Source organism: Citrobacter sp. MGH103, assembly GCF_001034475.2.
Classification (GTDB): Bacteria; Pseudomonadota; Gammaproteobacteria; order Enterobacterales; family Enterobacteriaceae; genus Citrobacter; species Citrobacter freundii.
Map to the genome: position 1 here is coordinate 446,791 of NZ_CP073043.1, position 17,973 is coordinate 464,763.

At 51.2% G+C, this 17,973-nt stretch carries 19 protein-coding genes; 12 read left to right on the forward strand and 7 right to left on the reverse strand.

What is annotated here, in order from left to right:
* Positions 1 to 42: 42 nt before the first annotated feature.
* Positions 43 to 972 carry an HTH-type transcriptional activator AaeR gene (gene aaeR, locus SK33_RS02205; RefSeq protein WP_003839896.1) on the reverse strand — a complete coding sequence of 310 codons (930 nt, stop codon included), beginning with the start codon at positions 970 to 972 and terminating at the stop codon, positions 43 to 45.
* A 184-nt stretch (positions 973 to 1,156) separates the two neighbouring features.
* Here aaeR and aaeX point away from each other — a divergent pair, with 184 nt between their 5' ends.
* The 4 genes from aaeX to SK33_RS02225 all read left to right on the forward strand — a co-directional run bounded on the left by aaeX (position 1,157) and on the right by SK33_RS02225 (position 4,671).
* Complete coding sequence (aaeX, locus tag SK33_RS02210) at positions 1,157 to 1,360, forward strand: p-hydroxybenzoic acid efflux pump operon protein AaeX (RefSeq protein WP_003025177.1); 204 nt, start codon at positions 1,157 to 1,159, stop codon at positions 1,358 to 1,360.
* Between the two features lie 7 nt (positions 1,361 to 1,367).
* On the forward strand, positions 1,368 to 2,300 hold the full coding sequence (gene aaeA, locus SK33_RS02215) for a p-hydroxybenzoic acid efflux pump subunit AaeA (RefSeq protein ID WP_003025174.1): 933 nt from the start codon (positions 1,368 to 1,370) through the stop codon (positions 2,298 to 2,300).
* Between the two features lie 5 nt (positions 2,301 to 2,305).
* Complete coding sequence (gene aaeB, locus SK33_RS02220; RefSeq protein WP_003025171.1) at positions 2,306 to 4,273, forward strand: p-hydroxybenzoic acid efflux pump subunit AaeB; 1,968 nt, start codon at positions 2,306 to 2,308, stop codon at positions 4,271 to 4,273.
* A 119-nt stretch (positions 4,274 to 4,392) separates the two neighbouring features.
* On the forward strand, positions 4,393 to 4,671 hold the full coding sequence (locus SK33_RS02225; protein WP_003025168.1) for a barstar family protein: 279 nt from the start codon (positions 4,393 to 4,395) through the stop codon (positions 4,669 to 4,671).
* A gap of 57 nt (positions 4,672 to 4,728) precedes the next feature.
* Here the strand turns inward: SK33_RS02225 and yhcN are convergent, their stop codons facing one another.
* Both yhcN and argR read right to left on the reverse strand, forming a co-directional pair.
* A complete protein-coding gene (gene yhcN / locus SK33_RS02230; RefSeq protein ID WP_003025165.1) occupies positions 4,729 to 4,995 on the reverse strand; it encodes a peroxide/acid stress response protein YhcN in 267 nt (88 codons plus the stop codon).
* 376 nt (positions 4,996 to 5,371) lie between these two features.
* Positions 5,372 to 5,842, reverse strand: a complete 471-nt coding sequence (gene argR, locus SK33_RS02235) for a transcriptional regulator ArgR (RefSeq protein ID WP_003025162.1) — start codon at positions 5,840 to 5,842, stop codon at positions 5,372 to 5,374.
* Positions 5,843 to 6,278: 436 nt separating this feature from the next.
* Between argR and mdh the strand changes: the two genes are divergently transcribed.
* Positions 6,279 to 7,214: a malate dehydrogenase gene (gene mdh / locus SK33_RS02240; RefSeq protein ID WP_003025158.1), complete on the forward strand. Its 936-nt coding sequence runs from the start codon at positions 6,279 to 6,281 to the stop codon at positions 7,212 to 7,214.
* Between the two features lie 56 nt (positions 7,215 to 7,270).
* Here the strand turns inward: mdh and degS are convergent, their stop codons facing one another.
* The 3 genes from degS to zapG form a co-directional block, all read right to left on the reverse strand.
* Positions 7,271 to 8,338 (reverse strand): outer membrane-stress sensor serine endopeptidase DegS, encoded by a 1,068-nt coding sequence (gene degS / locus SK33_RS02245; protein ID WP_003025154.1) that lies wholly within the window; start codon positions 8,336 to 8,338, stop codon positions 7,271 to 7,273.
* An 89-nt stretch (positions 8,339 to 8,427) separates the two neighbouring features.
* Positions 8,428 to 9,795, reverse strand: coding sequence for a serine endoprotease DegQ (degQ, locus tag SK33_RS02250; RefSeq protein ID WP_003025151.1), 1,368 nt, complete (start codon positions 9,793 to 9,795; stop codon positions 8,428 to 8,430).
* 168 nt (positions 9,796 to 9,963) lie between these two features.
* Entirely contained in the window at positions 9,964 to 10,362 is a 399-nt protein-coding gene (gene zapG, locus SK33_RS02255) for a Z-ring associated protein ZapG (RefSeq protein ID WP_003025147.1), read from the reverse strand.
* Between the two features lie 192 nt (positions 10,363 to 10,554).
* On the opposite strand from zapG, the gene zapE reads away from it, so the two are divergent.
* The 5 genes from zapE (at position 10,555) to sspB (ending at position 14,201) form a co-directional block, all read left to right on the forward strand.
* Positions 10,555 to 11,682 (forward strand): cell division protein ZapE, encoded by a 1,128-nt coding sequence (gene zapE / locus SK33_RS02260; RefSeq protein WP_003839902.1) that lies wholly within the window; start codon positions 10,555 to 10,557, stop codon positions 11,680 to 11,682.
* Between the two features lie 218 nt (positions 11,683 to 11,900).
* Positions 11,901 to 12,329 (forward strand): 50S ribosomal protein L13, encoded by a 429-nt coding sequence (gene rplM / locus SK33_RS02265; protein ID WP_003025141.1) that lies wholly within the window; start codon positions 11,901 to 11,903, stop codon positions 12,327 to 12,329.
* 15 nt (positions 12,330 to 12,344) lie between these two features.
* On the forward strand, positions 12,345 to 12,737 hold the full coding sequence (gene rpsI / locus SK33_RS02270) for a 30S ribosomal protein S9 (protein ID WP_003025138.1): 393 nt from the start codon (positions 12,345 to 12,347) through the stop codon (positions 12,735 to 12,737).
* Positions 12,738 to 13,053: 316 nt separating this feature from the next.
* On the forward strand, positions 13,054 to 13,692 hold the full coding sequence (sspA, locus tag SK33_RS02275; RefSeq protein WP_003025132.1) for a stringent starvation protein SspA: 639 nt from the start codon (positions 13,054 to 13,056) through the stop codon (positions 13,690 to 13,692).
* 5 nt (positions 13,693 to 13,697) lie between these two features.
* Positions 13,698 to 14,201, forward strand: coding sequence for a ClpXP protease specificity-enhancing factor (gene sspB, locus SK33_RS02280; RefSeq protein WP_003025130.1), 504 nt, complete (start codon positions 13,698 to 13,700; stop codon positions 14,199 to 14,201).
* Between the two features lie 56 nt (positions 14,202 to 14,257).
* Here the strand turns inward: sspB and dcuC are convergent, their stop codons facing one another.
* Positions 14,258 to 15,625: an anaerobic C4-dicarboxylate transporter DcuC gene (gene dcuC, locus SK33_RS02285; protein ID WP_048218732.1), complete on the reverse strand. Its 1,368-nt coding sequence runs from the start codon at positions 15,623 to 15,625 to the stop codon at positions 14,258 to 14,260.
* Positions 15,626 to 15,985: 360 nt separating this feature from the next.
* On the opposite strand from dcuC, the gene nanR reads away from it, so the two are divergent.
* Positions 15,986 to 16,777, forward strand: coding sequence for a transcriptional regulator NanR (nanR, locus tag SK33_RS02290; RefSeq protein WP_003844825.1), 792 nt, complete (start codon positions 15,986 to 15,988; stop codon positions 16,775 to 16,777).
* A 259-nt stretch (positions 16,778 to 17,036) separates the two neighbouring features.
* Positions 17,037 to 17,930, forward strand: coding sequence for an N-acetylneuraminate lyase (nanA, locus tag SK33_RS02295; protein WP_048218730.1), 894 nt, complete (start codon positions 17,037 to 17,039; stop codon positions 17,928 to 17,930).
* The last annotated feature ends 43 nt before the right edge of the window (positions 17,931 to 17,973 follow it).

The window sequence follows — 17,973 nt, forward strand, 5'->3', positions numbered from 1 at the left end:
TTCCGGATGCGGCGTCAATGCCTTATCCGGCCTACACTTTTTTTATTTCTCTTTTCCCCGACCGTACATTCCCTGAAACAGCTGCGCTACATCGACAAAATAGTCTGTCAGATAGTTAATCACCACCTGCACCTTGAGCGGCAATTTGTCTTTTTCGGTATACAGCGCATAGACCGGACGCGGATCCGACTGGTAGCGGGGAAGCAGAATCTCCACTTCGCCACGATTGATCTCATTGATCACCCACATCAGCGGTACATAGGCAATGCCCGCGCCTGCGGCCAGCCAGCGCACCAATGTCATCGGATCGTTAGTCACAAAACGACCCTCTGGGATCAGGCGGGTGGAAATTCCTTCCGGAGCGATAAGCTCGAATTCATTATCCGGGCGCACGCTGTATTCCAGCCACGAGTGGTTGCTGAGATCGGCAGGTTTCTCTGGGGTGCCAAACTGTGCGAGATAGCTTTTCGCCGCGCAGACCACCATCGGCATAGCCCCCAAACGGCGTGAAAACAGGCTGGAGTCCTGCAACGCGCCGACGCGGATAACCACGTCCAGACCATCAGCGATTAAATCCGGGGCCGGGATGCCGGTCACCAGATTTACCGTCAATCCCGGATACTCTTTCAGCATCGTGGCGGTTAATCCGGCGAGGACATTTTGTGCCATAGTTGAAGAACAGCCAATGCGCAGAGTGCCGATGGGCGTGTTGTTAAAGGCATAGAGTTGCTCGTGAACATCCTGCGCTTCGTGCAGCATTCTCCGGCAGCCCTGATAATAAATTTTACCGGCTTCAGTTAGCCCAATGCTACGCGTGCTGCGGTTTAGCAGCTTGACTTGTAGCTCATCTTCCAGTTTTGAGACCGTCTGGCTTATCGATGAAACGCTCATTTGTAGCTGTCTTGCGGCGGCGGTGAAGGAGCCCATTTCGACAACTTTGGCGAACACCGACATACGTTTTAATCGTTCCATTGTTCACTCTGGCTTAAAAGTGATTTAGATCACATAATATAGATAACAGCATAACAGTTACGTTAATATATTATTATTCAAATAACGGCTATGTCGCTCTCGCCTGGCTCATCCTTGCCCTTCTCTGCGGTGACATACGCTAGAAAATCTATCATCTGCACTCTCTTACGTTACCAAGGTCAACATGAGTCTGTTTCCCGTTATCGTGGTGTTTGGTCTGTCCTTCCCACCGATTTTTTTCGAATTACTTTTGTCACTGGCGATTTTCTGGCTGGTGCGCCGGGTGCTTGTTCCGACTGGCATCTATGATTTTGTCTGGCATCCGGCTCTGTTTAACACCGCGCTGTATTGCTGTCTGTTCTATTTAATAACGCGCCTGTTCGTTTGAGGTTGAAGTGAAAACACTAACAAGAAAACTCTCCCGCACGGCCATTACCGTGATACTGGTCATTCTGGCTTTCATCGCTATTTTCCGCGCATGGGTGTTCTACACCGAGTCGCCGTGGACGCGTGATGCGCGTTTCAGCGCCGATGTCGTCGCGATTGCGCCGGATGTTGCGGGCCTTATTACCAACGTTAACATCCATGATAACCAACTGGTGAAAAAGGATCAGATCCTGTTCACTATCGACCAGCCACGCTATAAGAAAGCCCTCGAGCAGGCCGAAGCTGACGTGGCCTATTATCAGGTACTGGCGCAGGAAAAACGCCAGGAGGCCGGTCGTCGTAACCGATTGGGCGTGCAGGCTATGTCTCGTGAAGAGATTGACCAATCAAACAACGTCCTGCAAACCGTATTACACCAGCTTGCGAAGGCGCAAGCGACCCGCGATCTGGCGAAATTAGATCTGGAACGTACCGTTATCCGCGCGCCAGCAGACGGCTGGGTGACTAACCTGAACGTCTATAGCGGCGAATTTATCACGCGCGGTTCCACGGCGGTGGCATTGGTCAAACAGCATTCTTTCTATGTGCTGGCGTATATGGAAGAAACCAAACTGGAAGGCGTCCGCCCTGGGTATCGCGCTGAAATCACCCCGCTTGGCAGTAATAATGTGCTGAAGGGCACGGTTGATAGTGTGGCGGCTGGCGTAACGAATGCCAGCAGCACGCGGGACGCCAAGGGTATGGCGACCATTGATTCCAATCTTGAATGGGTGCGTCTGGCGCAGCGTGTGCCGGTGCGAATTCGTCTTGATGAGCAGCAGGGAACCTTGTGGCCTGCCGGGACGACGGCGACCGTCGTCATTACCGGCAAGCAGGATCGCGATGCCAGCCAGGAATCTTTCTTCCGTAAAATGGCGCACCGCCTGCGCGAATTTGGTTAATCGCGATGGGTATTTTCTCCATTGCCAACCAGCATATCCGCTTTGCGGTAAAACTGGCCTGCGCGATTGTACTGGCGCTGTTCGTTGGCTTTCACTTCCAGCTTGAGACCCCGCGCTGGGCGGTGCTGACCGCGGCCATTGTGGCTGCAGGTCCGGCCTTTGCCGCTGGCGGAGAACCTTATTCAGGTGCTATCCGCTATCGCGGCATGTTGCGTATTGTCGGGACATTTATCGGCTGTATTGCCGCCCTGATCATTATCATCAGCATGATCCGCGCCCCGCTATTGATGATCCTGGTGTGTTGTATCTGGGCCGGTTTTTGTACCTGGATCTCGTCGTTAGTGAAGATCGAAAACTCTTATGCCTGGGGGCTTTCAGGCTATACGGCGCTGATCATCGTCATTACTATCCAGGCTGAACCGCTGCTGACGCCGCAATTTGCGCTCGAACGCTGTAGTGAAATTGTGATGGGTATTGTCTGTGCCATTGTTGCCGACCTGCTCTTTTCGCCCCGTTCGGTGAAGCAGGAGATTGATGTTGAACTGGATAGCCTGCTGGTGGCGCAATATCAGCTTATGCAGCTGTGCATTAAGCATGGCGACAGTGAAGAAGTAGACAAAGCCTGGGGAGATTTAGTCCGGCGTACGGCGGCGCTGGAAGGGATGCGTAGTAACCTGAATATGGAGTCCTCGCGCTGGGTGCGGGCTAACCGCAGACTCAAGGCATTGAATACGCTGTCGCTTACGCTTATCACACAATCCTGCGAAACCTATCTTATTCAGAACACCCGACCAGAACTGATCACCGATACCTTCCGCGAGTTGTTCGATACGCCGGTTGAAACGGTACAGGATGTCCATAAACAGCTGAAGCGGATGCGTCGGGTGATTGCATGGACCGGTGAACGTGACACACCTGTCACAATTTACACCTGGGCCGGGGCGGCAACGCGCTATCTGTTACTTAAACGTGGAGTTGTCAGCAACACCAAAATTAGCGCTATCGAAGAAGAGATCCTGCAAGGTGAACCGGTGGTGAAAGTGGAATCTGCCGAGCGTCACCATGCGATGGTTAACTTTTGGCGCACCACGCTTTCTTGTGTGCTGGGAACCTTATTCTGGCTGTGGACCGGCTGGACATCCGGCAGCGGCGCAATGGTGATGATTGCGGTCGTCACCTCGCTGGCAATGCGTTTGCCCAACCCGCGCATGGTGGCGATAGACTTTATCTACGGTACGTTGGCGGCGTTACCGCTCGGCGCGCTCTATTTCCTGGTGATTATCCCTAATACGCAGCAAAGCATGTTGTTGCTGTGCCTAAGCCTGGCAGTGCTGGGATTCTTTCTGGGGATTGAAGTACAGAAACGACGGCTGGGTTCGATGGGGGCGCTGGCCAGCACCATTAATATCATCGTGCTGGATAACCCGATGACCTTCCACTTTAGCCAGTTCCTTGACAGTGCACTGGGGCAGATTGTTGGCTGCATGTTGGCGTTTATCGTCATTCTGCTAGTGCGTGATAACTCTCGTGACAGAACGGGTCGTGTGTTGCTCAACCAGTTTGTCTCGGCGGCGGTTTCAGCGATGACCACCAACGTGGTACGTCGTAAAGAAAACCACCTCCCGGCGCTTTATCAGCAGCTGTTTTTGCTGATGAACAAATTTCCGGGCGACCTGGCGAAGTTTCGCCTGGCGCTGACCATGATCATCGCGCATCAGCGCCTGCGCGATGCGCCGGTGCCGGTAAACGAAGATCTCTCCGCATTCCATCGCCAGCTTCGACGCACTGCCGATCGCGTGATTTCTGCAGGAAATGACGACAAGCGCCGACGCTACTTTAGCCAGTTGCTGGAAGAGCTTGAGATCTATCAGGAGAAATTAATCATCTGGCAAGCACCACCACAGGTGACCGAGCCGGTAAAACGACTCAGTGGGATGTTGCACAAATACCAGCATGCGCTGGTCAGTAATTAAGAGTTGAAAACCGACGCTAAAAGCGTCGGTTTTTTTATGGCTATACTTACCTGAAAATGCGAGAGACCCCTACATATTGGCGGTCTGTAGAGTGGCTGGCGTCGGGATGGTGGCTATAGATGAATATCTATACATTTGATTTTGACGAGATAGAAGACCAGGGTGATTTCTATCGCGAGTTTACGCGCACGTTCGGTCTCGCCAGAGAGAAGGTGGTTGATTTAGATTCTCTGTGGGAGGTGGTTATCGGGGAAGTTTTACCGTTGCCGCTGGAGATTGAATTTGTCCATTTACCGGACAAGCTGCGCAGGCGATACGGCGCGCTGATTTTACTGTTCGATGAAGCGGAAGAAGAGCTGGAAGGGCAGTTGCGTTTTAACGTTCGTCACTCAATGTAAGACATAAAAAAGCCCCCGGCAGGCGGGGGCAAGTCGTCGGACTTAGACGACGAGGGTTTATTTGTAGAGTTCTGCAGTAGCGTGCCAGTGAGCACCTTCACGGAGTTCGGTGACGCGATAGCTGCTGGCGCCTGCTTTTTCAGCCTTAGCGGCGATGGCCTGACGCATGTCCATTGGTGAACTACCGATTTGAGATACGGAGATGCTACCCATAGATTGCAGATTCTGTGCTTCTTGTGAGTTCACCTGAGTAACTGCGGCGCTTGCACCGAAGGAGAGAACAGAAAGAAGGCTTAAGGTTGCAATAGTAGTTTTGATTTTCATGATATTTACCTCGTCGAATTCTTTTATAGGGGTCTACGTTTCGTGACCCTCATCACAAAATCAAGTATACACTAATAACCTGATAAATTAATACCACGCTAATTGTTTCCATGGGTAGTAAGTGTTAAGAAAAATATTTTTTATAACCAAATGGAATTAAAAAGAGCGTTTCGAACATTTTAAAAGAAATAAATTAAATAAAATCAATTGGATATGGTTTTTTGCAAAATGTGCGTTTTTAAGCCTTCATATTCACTGTGTGAATGGTTTTTGACGGTTAAACGCACCATTTGTTAAATGCATAGCAGTTAAAAATAGACGGAAGGGGGTAGAAAGAGAGTGTTTTCCCCCGCCGCGAGGCGACGGGGAGGCGGTATTACAGTTCTTGTTCGAACAGTTCCAGAATGGCTTCGTACAGATCTTTTACCGTAAAACCCTTAGCTGGGGTGGTGAAGATGGTATCGTCACCGGCAATCGTACCCAGGATACCTTCCGCTTTCCCCAATGAGTCCAGCAGACGTGCAATCAACTGAGCAGCGCCAGGACTAGTATGAATAACCACGACCGCATCGTTATAGTCGATATCCAGCACCAGATTTTTCAGCGGACTGGAGGTCGTAGGCACGCCCAGTTCCGCCGGAAGGCAGTACACCATTTCCATTTTCGCATTGCGGGTACGCACGGCGCCAAATTTGGTCAGCATGCGTGAAACCTTGGACTGATTGATATTATCAAAGCCCTGATCCTGCAATGCGAGGACGATTTCGCCTTGAGAGCTGAACTTTTCTTCTTTAAGCAGCGCTTTAAACGCCTTTACTAATTCTTCTTGTTTTGCCGAGCTTCGCATAAGTCACCCGTAATATGGCGGTAGAAACAACATTATTGTGCATACAGATGAATTTTTATGCAAACAGTCTGCCTTGTTCAAGGCTGAAATAATGTTATGAAAGAGCGGAATTTTATCAAATTTCGTTATCAAGAAACATGCCTGTGTCACGGCTCGCAAATAAGGTTAAAAGTAAATTAAATGTTATCAAATTGATGTTGTTTTGAGAGGTGGGTAGGGTATATTGTCAGCACCTGTTGGAAAGTTGCTCTACTGTGCGGGTGGTTTTGAATTACGTAACTTAGGTTTTATTTTACGTAAGTTAAATGCATAAAAGCCAAATTTGCGTGACTACGCATTCTTGACGCGTGGTTGTTGTATTCGTTGGATTTGTGAATTAAGGTCGCCGCCGCGGAGCAATAGACATTTTGCTTATCAATATAATAAGGAGTTTAGGATGAAAGTTGCAGTCCTCGGCGCTGCTGGTGGTATCGGTCAGGCGCTAGCATTACTGTTAAAAACCCAACTGCCTTCAGGTTCAGAACTCTCCCTGTACGACATCGCTCCAGTAACACCTGGTGTGGCCGTTGATTTGAGCCATATCCCTACTGCTGTGAAAATCAAAGGCTTCAGCGGCGAAGACGCTACCCCTGCACTGGAAGGTGCTGATGTGGTACTGATCTCTGCGGGCGTCGCACGTAAACCGGGTATGGATCGTTCCGACCTGTTCAACGTCAACGCCGGTATCGTGAAGAATCTGGTGCAGCAGGTTGCTAAAACCTGTCCGAAAGCATGTATCGGTATCATCACCAACCCGGTGAACACGACCGTTGCTATCGCTGCAGAAGTCCTGAAAAAAGCAGGCGTATACGATAAGAACAAACTGTTTGGCGTGACCACGCTGGACATCATCCGCTCCAACACCTTTGTTGCGGAACTGAAAGGCAAGCAGCCTGGCGACGTTGAAGTCCCGGTTATTGGCGGCCACTCTGGCGTGACCATTCTGCCGCTGCTGTCACAAATTCCTGGCGTAAGCTTCACCGAGCAAGAAGCAGCTGACCTGACCAAACGTATCCAGAATGCGGGTACTGAAGTTGTGGAAGCTAAAGCCGGTGGCGGATCTGCAACCCTGTCTATGGGTCAGGCCGCAGCACGTTTCGGACTGTCACTGGTTCGCGCACTGAGCGGCGAAAAAGGTGTGGTTGAATGTGCTTACGTTGAAGGCGATGGCCAGTATGCTCGCTTCTTCTCTCAGCCGCTGCTGCTGGGCAAAAACGGCGTAGAAGAGCGTCAGTCTATCGGCAAGCTGAGCGCGTTTGAACAAGCTGCGCTGGAAGGTATGCTGGATACGCTGAAGAAAGATATCACTCTGGGCGAAGAGTTCGTTAAGTAACGAACTGCCCAAAAGTAAAAAACCGGAGCACTTGCTCCGGTTTTTTTATATCCGTATTAGTTGGTCGCCGGATATTCCTGAATCGTGACCTGCAGCGTCAACTGCTTGTCATCGCGCATCACGACCACGGAGATAACTGAACCTGGTCGAATCTCTGCCACCTGGTCCATCGTTTCCAGTGCAGATACCGCCGGTTTGTTATTGACCGAGATAATCAGATCGTTAACCTGAATACCTGCCTGCGCTGCCGGACCGTCCGGGGCTACTTCGTTAACCACAATCCCCTGAATTTGATCCATTCCGCCGCCCTGGGCGTGCAGTGGCGCAATTTCTCGGCCGCTGATGCCGATATAGCCGCGAATCACGCGCCCGTCACGAATCAGCTTATCCATGATTTTGGTTGCCAGCTGAAAAGGAATAGCAAAGCCGATCCCTTCCGGGGTTTCGCCATCGTTGCTCTTATCAAATGACAGGGTGTTAATACCCATCAACTCGCCCAGCGAGTTGACCAGCGCGCCGCCGGAGTTACCGTGGTTGATGGAGGCATCGGTTTGCAGGAAGTTTTGCCGCCCCGTCGGGTTCAGGCCAATACGACCGGTGGCACTGATAATCCCCTGAGTGATGGTTTGCCCGAGGTTGTACGGGTTCCCGATTGCGAGAACCACATCGCCGATGTGCGGTACGCGTTTGTTATTAATTGGAATTGTCGGCAGTCCACCAGTGGCGTTGATTTTCAGCACCGCAAGGTCGGTTAACGTATCAGACCCCACAAGCAGCGCTTCAAATACGCGACCGTCCTGCAATGCGACGATGATTTGGTCGGCATCGTTAATGACGTGCTTATTGGTAATGATGTAGCCGCGCTGATCCATGATAACGCCTGAGCCGAGCGTGCGGATCTCAAGCTGGTTATGCGCTGTGCTGTTCATACTGCGGTTATAAACGTTAACGACGGCAGGTGCTGCACGGCGAACCGCCGGGTTATAGCTGGCGGGCGTTTCATCTGCACTGTCGAACTGCGGTGCGGTAAGCGTATTAATTTTGCGCAGCGAGGGCATCGCGGCCAGCAGAATAGCGCCGACGATTAAACCAATCGCGACCGAACGTAAAAGCTTCACAAACATGATGGCGGCGTCATTAATAAAGGGAACGGCTGCAGCATATCACGAGTTTACCGGACATCACACGAGGGGCTGATGTCCGGTTGCATGCGTTAACGCAGGAGCAGGTAAATACTCTCGTTACCGCGCACCACCTGCAGGGCAATGATCGACGGTTTCGCTTCCAGCACTTTACGCATTTCAGCGATCGAGTTTACGCGATCGCGGTTAACGCCAATAATAACGTCATCTTTATGCAGTCCGGCCTGTGCGGCAGGGCTGCTTTTTTCAACGTTATCAATTCTGATGCCTTTGGTACCGTCTTTTAACTGACCGTCGCTGAGCGTGGCCCCTTGCAACGCAGGCGCAATCATCTCTGCGCTGGCGGACGATGATGTGCTGGTATCGAGGGTGACTTCAACCTCCAGCGGTTTACCGTTACGTAGCAGGCCCAGTTTGACTTTGGTCCCTGGTTCGGTTGTCGCAATACGTGAACGAAGTTCGGCGAAGCTGTTAAGCGGTTTACCGTTGAGACTGGTAATGACGTCACCTGATTTCACCCCCGCTTTTGCGGAGCCGGAGTTAGGCAGAACCTCACTGACAAACGCGCCACGCTGTACGTCCAGTTTGAACGCTTTGGCGATATCGGAAGTCATCTCGGTGCCTTTGATGCCCAACAGACCGCGTTTGATTTCACCAAACTGCATCAGCTGCTGTGCCAGCGTGCGCGCCATGTTGCTCGGGATTGCAAAACCAATACCGATGCTGCCGCCACCGGGGGCCAGAATCGCGGTGTTAATACCGATCAGCTCACCGTTGAGGTTAAGCAATGCGCCGCCGGAGTTACCGCGGTTGATAGAGGCGTCAGTCTGAATAAAGTTTTCCAGACCTTCCAGGTTCAACCCACTGCGACCCAAAGCCGATACAATGCCGGAGGTGGCTGTTTGACCCAAACCGAACGGGTTACCCACAGCCACCGCGAAATCACCCACGCGGAGTTTATCAGAGTCAGCAATGGCAATTTGCGTCAGGTTGCTGGGGTGTTGAATTTGTAGCAGTGCGATATCGCTCTGATCGTCGCTGCCAATAAGCTTTGCGTCGAACTCACGACCATCATTAAGCTGAACGCTGATTTTTTGCGCCTGATTAATAACGTGGTTATTGGTCAGGACGTAGCCTTTGGCGGCATCAATAATGACACCTGAACCCAGTCCTTCAAAAGGTTGGGAAGGTTGATCGGGAAGTTCATCACCAAAAAACTTTTTGAACTCTTCCGGGACTTTCTGCCCCTGAGTGGCGGTGCCTTCGACCCTTACACTCACCACGGCTGGCAACACTTTCTCCAGCATCGGGGCGAGGCTGGGGAGCGCAGCCTGACCGGGAACCTGGCCGGGAATCGACGCAACGGCCGGGAATGGCGCCGAGAGAGTTAACCCGACACTTAACGCTAATGCACTCAACAGCTGGGTTTGTTTTTTCATGGATCCTGCTCTCGTACCTTGAGTAAACGGAAGATGATTCAAAACAGTTTGATGTTATTGAATTTTCGGTTTGGTCACAATGAGGCTAACGACTAAATAATAGCTGGGACGGGAAGAGAAGCGGAGGGCGCAATTGCTGCGCCCAATAAATTTCTTAACGATGTGCGGTTAGTCGCGCTTTGCGCCACTACGCAGCAGGCCAGATGCCCCTTCAGAATAGTCACGTGGCATCTGAACCGGCGCCTGATCGTTGCCTGCTTCAGACTCTGCCAGACGATTACGGAACGGGTTGTTTTCCGGCGACATACCCGGCAGCAGGTTGCTGGAGCTTTTCGCCATGTGCTGGTAAATCTGACGATAATCGTCCGCCATGTTATCCAGCAATTCAGCGCTGCGGGCAAAGTGGCTCACCAGTTCTTCACGGTACTCTTCCAGCTCAGCTTTATTTTTTTCCAGTTCGTACTGCAATGCCTGCTGTTGGCGTAATTTCCGATTACCAAAACGCATGGCTACAGCACCAATAATGATACCGACGACTAACCCAATTAGCGCATATTCCCAGGTCATGAACATCTCCCGTTGTCTTGTGTTTCCGTAGGGTGTTGGCTTTAGGCTCCATGCCTGCGCCTGATTATGCCACTATAACCGCTAATCCCGTAGAAGTGGAATCCCGTGTTTATATCACGTAATGTAGAACGGCCTTTTTTTCGTCAACCGTGAGCGACGGCACATCGATTCTCAAGGAATAACAATAACATCATGCAAAGCCTTTCCCCGACATCGCGTTACCAGCAAGCCCTCAACGACGGCAGTCATCAGCCCGACAATGTACAACAAGAAGCCGTGAATCGACTGGAAACAATTTTCCAGGCACTTACGACGCCAGCGCGACCTGCGCCGCAGGAGAGCGGACTGATGGCGCGTTTTGGCAAATTGCTGGGCAAGCGTGAGTCGCCGATCAACACACCGGTGCGTGGTTTATATATGTGGGGCGGAGTTGGGCGCGGAAAAACCTGGCTGATGGATCTGTTCTACCATAGTCTGCCGGGCGAACGTAAACAGCGTTTGCACTTTCATCGTTTTATGCTGCGTGTGCATGAAGAGCTTACTGCCTTACAGGGGCAGAGCGATCCGCTGGAAATCATCGCCGATCGCTTTAAGGCCGAAACGGACGTGCTGTGCTTTGACGAATTTTTTGTTTCTGATATTACCGACGCCATGCTACTCGGCGGCCTGATGAAGGCACTGTTTGCCCGTGGCATTACGCTGGTGGCGACCTCCAATATTCCGCCCGATGAGCTGTATCGCAACGGTTTACAACGCGCGCGTTTTCTTCCTGCCATTGATGCTATCAAACAGCATTGCGACATCATGAATGTTGATGCTGGCGTCGATTATCGTCTGCGCACCTTAACGCAGGCGCATTTGTGGCTGTCGCCACTGAATGAGGAAACCCGCCAACAGATGGATAAACTCTGGCTGGCATTAGCGGGAACCAAAGGTGAACATGCGCCGACGCTGGAGATCAATCATCGTCCGATGCAGACGCTGGCCGTCGAAAACCAAACACTGGCGGTGTCATTTACCACGCTCTGTGTCGATGCGCGTAGCCAGCATGACTACATTGCGCTGTCGCGTTTGTTTCACACGGTACTGTTGTCTGATGTGCCGGTCATGACTCCGCTGATGGAGAGTGAAGCGCGGCGCTTTATCGCATTGGTGGATGAGTTCTACGAACGCCACGTCAAGCTGGTGGTCAGCGCGGCATCGCCACTCTATGAAATTTATCAGGGCGAGCGTCTGAAGTTTGAATTTCAGCGCTGTTTGTCGCGTTTGCAGGAGATGCAAAGCGAAGAGTATCTGAAGCGGGAACATTTAGCCGGTTAAACCTGCCGCAAATCACACAAAGGGGTCGATCTTTGACCCTGACTTCTCTATAATCTTGCGACCCCACGTTACGAGAGAGTTTTTTTCCCAAAACTTTCTATGCGCCGGCATAGGCTATTCGAAGGGGTAGGTTTGCTGGACAATGTCGTGTGAACCTCAACTGACAAAACGTTTGGGTGTTCACCAACGTGTAACTTATTTATTTGGGTAAGCTTTTAATGAAAACTTTTACAGCTAAACCAGAAACCGTAAAACGCGACTGGTATGTTGTTGACGCGACCGGTAAAACTCTGGGCCGTCTGGCTTCCGAACTGGCTCTGCGCCTGCGCGGTAAGCACAAAGCGGAATACACTCCGCACGTAGATACCGGTGATTACATCATCGTTCTGAACGCTGACAAAGTTGCTGTAACCGGCAACAAGCGTACTGACAAAGTGTACTATCACCACACCGGCCACATCGGTGGTATCAAACAAGCGACCTTTGAAGAGATGATTGCTCGCCGTCCTGAGCGTGTGCTTGAAATCGCGGTTAAAGGCATGCTGCCAAAAGGCCCGCTGGGTCGTGCTATGTTCCGTAAACTGAAAGTTTACGCTGGCAACGAGCACAACCACGCGGCACAGCAACCGCAAGTTCTTGACATCTAATCGGGATTATAGGCAATGGCTGAAAATCAATACTACGGCACTGGTCGCCGCAAAAGTTCCGCAGCTCGCGTTTTCATCAAACCGGGCAGTGGTAAAATCGTAATCAACCAACGTTCTCTGGAACAGTACTTCGGTCGTGAAACTGCCCGCATGGTAGTTCGTCAGCCGCTGGAACTGGTCGACATGGTTGAGAAACTGGATCTGTACATCACTGTTAAAGGTGGTGGTATCTCTGGTCAGGCTGGTGCGATCCGTCACGGTATCACCCGCGCTCTGATGGAGTACGACGAGTCCCTGCGTGGCGAACTGCGTAAAGCTGGCTTCGTTACCCGTGATGCTCGTCAGGTTGAACGTAAGAAAGTCGGTCTGCGTAAAGCACGTCGTCGTCCTCAGTTCTCCAAACGTTAATTGTACTCTGCTTCGGCAGACGACAATTTGCGAAAAAACCCGCTTTGGCGGGTTTTTTTATCGTTATTTTTCGCCTCAGATCCACGGTAATCCGCTGATTGCTACCTCTTTTTCCCCATTTCAAGAATCGACTCACCACAAAGGTCACAAAATCTGGTAAACTATCATCCAATTTTCTGCCCAAATGTCCGGTATCGTTCATTTTTTGTTTGTATTTTGAACAGCAATGACTTTCCCGAGTCTGGGTGACATCACTTCTGGCTGGCCACTGAGTGGCTGGTAGCAGTAAAAATTCTGAATATACCTGGAGGTTTTCATGGCTGTCGCTGCCAACAAACGTTCGGTAATGACGCTGTTTTCTGGTCCTACTGACATCTATAGCCATCAGGTCCGCATTGTGCTGGCTGAGAAAGGTGTTAGTTTCGAGATTGAGCACGTGGAAAAGGACAATCCACCTCAGGATCTGATCGACCTCAACCCGAATCAGAGCGTACCGACACTGGTGGATCGTGAGCTGACCCTGTGGGAATCTCGCATCATTATGGAATACCTGGATGAGCGCTTCCCGCATCCGCCGCTGATGCCGGTTTACCCGGTTGCGCGTGGTGAAAGCCGCCTGTACATGCAGCGTATTGAAAAAGACTGGTACACGCTGATGAATGTCATCGTGAACGGTTCTGCATCTGAAGCCGAAGTCGCGCGTAAGCGTCTGCGCGAAGAACTGCTGGCAATTGCGCCAGTATTTGGCCAGAAACCTTACTTCCTGAGCGATGAGTTCAGCCTGGTAGACTGCTACCTGGCGCCGCTGCTGTGGCGTTTACCGCAGCTGGGTATTGAATTCAACGGTGCAGGTTCGAAAGAACTGAAAGGGTACATGACTCGCGTCTTCGAACGTGATTCTTTCCTGGCTTCTCTGACTGAGCCTGAACGTGAAATGCGTCTGGGCCGGGGTTAACCTGTATGGATTTGCCACAGCTAACACCACGCCGTCCGTATCTGCTGCGCGCATTCTATGAGTGGTTGCTAGACAACCAGCTCACGCCGCATCTGGTGGTGGATGTGACGCTCCAGGACGTGCAGGTTCCAATGGAATATGCGCGTGACGGGCAAATTGTTCTGAATATTGCACCGCGTGCGGTGGGCAACCTGGAACTGGCTAACGATGAAGTGCGCTTTAACGCGCGCTTCGGTGGTGTGCCGCGTCAGGTGTCTGTGCCGTTGGCTGCTGTTCTGGCAATTTATGCACGTGAAAATGGCGCTGGTACGATGTTCGAACCGGAAGCCGCCTACGATGAAGATGTCGCCAGCTTAAATGATGACGACAACGACGCGTCTGGTTTTGAGAGTGAAACAGTCATGTCGGTCATTGATGGCGATAAGCCTGACAATGGCGACGACAACGATCCTGATGACACTCCGCCGCCACCTCGCGGTGGGCGTCCAGCGCTGCGCGTAGTGAAATAAATAGTGAAATAAAAAAACAGGCCCTTTCGGGCCTGTTCTGTTTTCTGGCTTCGGGATCAGTAAAACAGCGCGATGGTGGCTACCATATTCACCACAAATCCTACTGCCATCGGGATTGCTGTACGTTTTACCACTTCAAAGGGCGATACGCCGGCAATACCTGATGTCACGACAATTACAGCGGTTATGGGTGACACCGCGCGGGCGAGCGTAGTGGCAAAATGCATCGGCATAATCATCACTACTGCAGGAATATGCAGCCCGGCGGCAATATCCGGAATGAGGCTGGCAAAAGACATAAACGGTGCGTTGCCTGACCCCATGACAATCGCACAGGCGGCGATGACCATCGCCATGATGATCATCACGCCAATGCCGCCAAGACCGGAATGCTCTGCGCCTTTTATTACGGCGTCGACAGTCCCGATAGTCGTCAACCCTTTCGCAAAGATTTCACCGGCGACCACCAGCGTGACAACGTTGGCAAACTGCGTCCCCATGCCGTCAAAAAAAGCCTGCACATCATCCATCGTTTCGCGCAGATTATGTTTATGCAGGAATTCAACAAACATAGTCAGCGTCATGCTCATCAACATCACCACCACCAGATTCAACTCTGCTTTCATTAGCCCCATTTGCGCAAGGGCAAGCGAGCCCAGCATCAGGATCAGCGGCATGACGGGTAGAATGGCGTAATAGAGCGGAGGTACGTTTTCCAGCGTCTTTTGTTCAGCAAATCCGTTGCTTTCCGGTGCGGCTTTTTTATCAAACTGACGCTGAACGAAAAAATGCGCAATGGCGACGGCGACAATGACACACGACGCGACGGGCAACTGGTATTGAAAGAAATAAGTGGCGATTTTCATACCCGCGACCTGCGCGGCAAAAATAGAGTTGGTTTCCAGAATGCCCCATTCAATCGACATCGAAGTGGCAATGACCGCAACAGCGGATAAACGGCTCACGCCAAGACTGACCAGCGTTGGGAATAGCGTCACCATCAGCAACATACCTAACCCGGATGCGCTGGTAATAAATTGCGCCATGATCTGACCAATCACATAGGTGGCGGCAAGCACAACATAGGGTGAGCGGATTAGCTTGAGCGGGCGGCTTAACAGGCTAACCATCGCTCTGCTGGCTCCCATTCTGTCCATATAACGGGCATAACCACCCACCGCCATGATTGATAAACCCAGTCCGGCCGCGCGGTTGGAGAGCATACGCAAAATTTCGTTGTAAATATCGACCAGTAGATAGCCACTGCTCTTATTGTCAGCGACCAACACGCCGTAGCCCAGCCAGACGCCGCAGATCATCAGGAAGATCCCGGCGGCGGCCAGCACGACCTGCGGTTTGTAGTTTTTGAGGATCAAGTAACCCATCGTTAATAAAACGATGACAGAGATAATGATGCCGAACATTGTTTCACTCCATGCCAGAGAAGAAGATAAATCCGGTAATAACGCTGTTATCCCAACGGATGTTATATTTTTCTGGGCATTTTTTATGGAGTGAATATCTTATTTTTAATTCAAGGGTTTAATTATTTATCTTTATAAAATAGATGGTTATGATAAATTATCACGTTAATGTTCATAAATTTCATGAAGATGATATAACTCTATTAAATTAAAAATAGGCGGAAGATACTCGCTTAAAATAATATTGCTGTTACGTATATTATCAATAAGCCAGCGGGGGCGGATCGACCATCATTTCACCCTGCTTTCGATCCTGTGTTAGGATAAACCCGCTGTTGTTTGTCACCACGACTTAGCTGAATGGACCCTATGAACGCATTTGATTCGCAAGCTGAAGACTCTCCATCCACCATTGGCCGTAGCTTACGCAATCGCCCGCTGGCGCGTAAAAAACTGTCTGAAATGGTTGAGGAAGAACTGGAGCAGATGATTCGTCGTCGGGAATTTGGCGAGGGCGAACAGTTGCCGTCTGAACGGGAGCTGATGGCCTTCTTTAACGTGGGCCGTCCTTCTGTACGAGAAGCGCTGGCCGCGTTAAAACGCAAAGGTCTGGTACAAATCAACAACGGCGAGCGCGCCCGCGTTTCGCGTCCTTCAGCTGATACCATCATCAGCGAGCTGTCTGGTATGGCGAAAGATTTCCTCGCACATCCCGGCGGCATTGCCCACTTCGAGCAGTTGCGACTGTTCTTTGAATCAAGCCTGGTTCGATACGCCGCCGAACATGCGACGGATGAGCAAATCGACAGGCTGGCGAAAGCGCTGGAGATCAACAGCCAGTCGCTCGATGACAATACGTTGTTCATCCGTTCGGACGTTGATTTTCACCGCGTACTGGCGGAGATCCCGGGCAATCCCATCTTTATGGCGATCCATGTTGCGCTGTTAGACTGGTTAATTGCTGCCCGTCCGGCCGTTGCCGATCAAGAATTGTATGAACACAATAACGTGAGTTATCAGCAGCATATCGCTATCGTTGACGCGATTCGTCAGCGCGATCCTGAAGAAGCAGACCGCGCACTGCAAGAACATCTCAATAGCGTTTCCGCAACCTGGCACGCCTTCAGCAAAAGTAAAAAATTGCGTAAGTAATCGCGATCCTGACGATCTTTTAAACCCAAAATCATTCAAGTTGCATCAAGGCGGCAAGAGAGCGAGTCCCCTGGAGCATAGATAACTATGTGACAGGGGTGAGCGAACGCAGCCAACGCAGAGGCGGCTCGAAGGATGAAGTGTTTAGTGAGGTAGATCGCACTATAAGCGTTCTCTATTGTATTGCTGCTTATTTGATCTGGTATAACAGGTATAAAGGTATACAGTCAGATAACACTAATCATCGTCAGAGGTCGTTATGGCAAGAAATTTAAAAGGCGTAATGCCAGCGTTGTTAACTCCATTCGATAACCAACAGAAACTGGACATCGAGAGCCTGCGCCGTCTGGTGCGTTTCAACATTGGTCAGGGGATCGATGGGCTGTATGTCGGTGGCTCAACGGGTGAGGCCTTTGTCCAAAACCGCGCTGAAAGAGAGCAGGTGCTGGAAATCGTTGCTGAAGAAGCGAAAGGCAAAGTGACGTTAATTGCCCATGTTGGCACGGTCAGTACGGAAGAAAGCCAGCAACTGGCGAGCGCCGCGCATCGTTACGGCTTTGATGCTGTCTCCGCTGTCACGCCGTTTTACTATCCGTTCAGCTTTGAAGAGCACTGCGATCACTACCGCGCAATTATTGATTCAGCGAATGGATTGCCGATGGTGGTCTATAACATCCCGGCGCTGAGCGGCGTAAAACTGACGCTGGATCAGATCAACACGCTGGTGACGTTGCCGGGCGTTGGCGCACTGAAGCAAACTTCGGGCGATCTCTATCAGATGGAACAGATCCGCCGCGCTCATCCCAATCTGGTGCTTTATAACGGTTATGACGAGATCTTCGCTTCTGGACTGCTAGCAGGCGCAGATGGCGGTATCGGTAGCACTTACAACATCATGGGATGGCGTTATCAGGGAATTGTGAAAGCGCTCAAAGAAGGCGACATCCGCACGGCGCAAAAGCTGCAAACCGAGTGCAATAAGGTTATCGATCTGCTTATTAAGGTTGGCGTTTTCCGCGGCCTGAAAACAGTACTGCACTATATGGATGTGGTTTCTGTTCCACTGTGCCGTAAACCCTTTGCTCCGGTAGATGAACGCTATCTGCCGGAACTGAAAGCGCTGGCAAACCAACTGCTGGCGGAAAAGGCGTAATCGCGGGTCGCCGGGGGCGCTTCGCTTGCCCGGCCTGGATTTT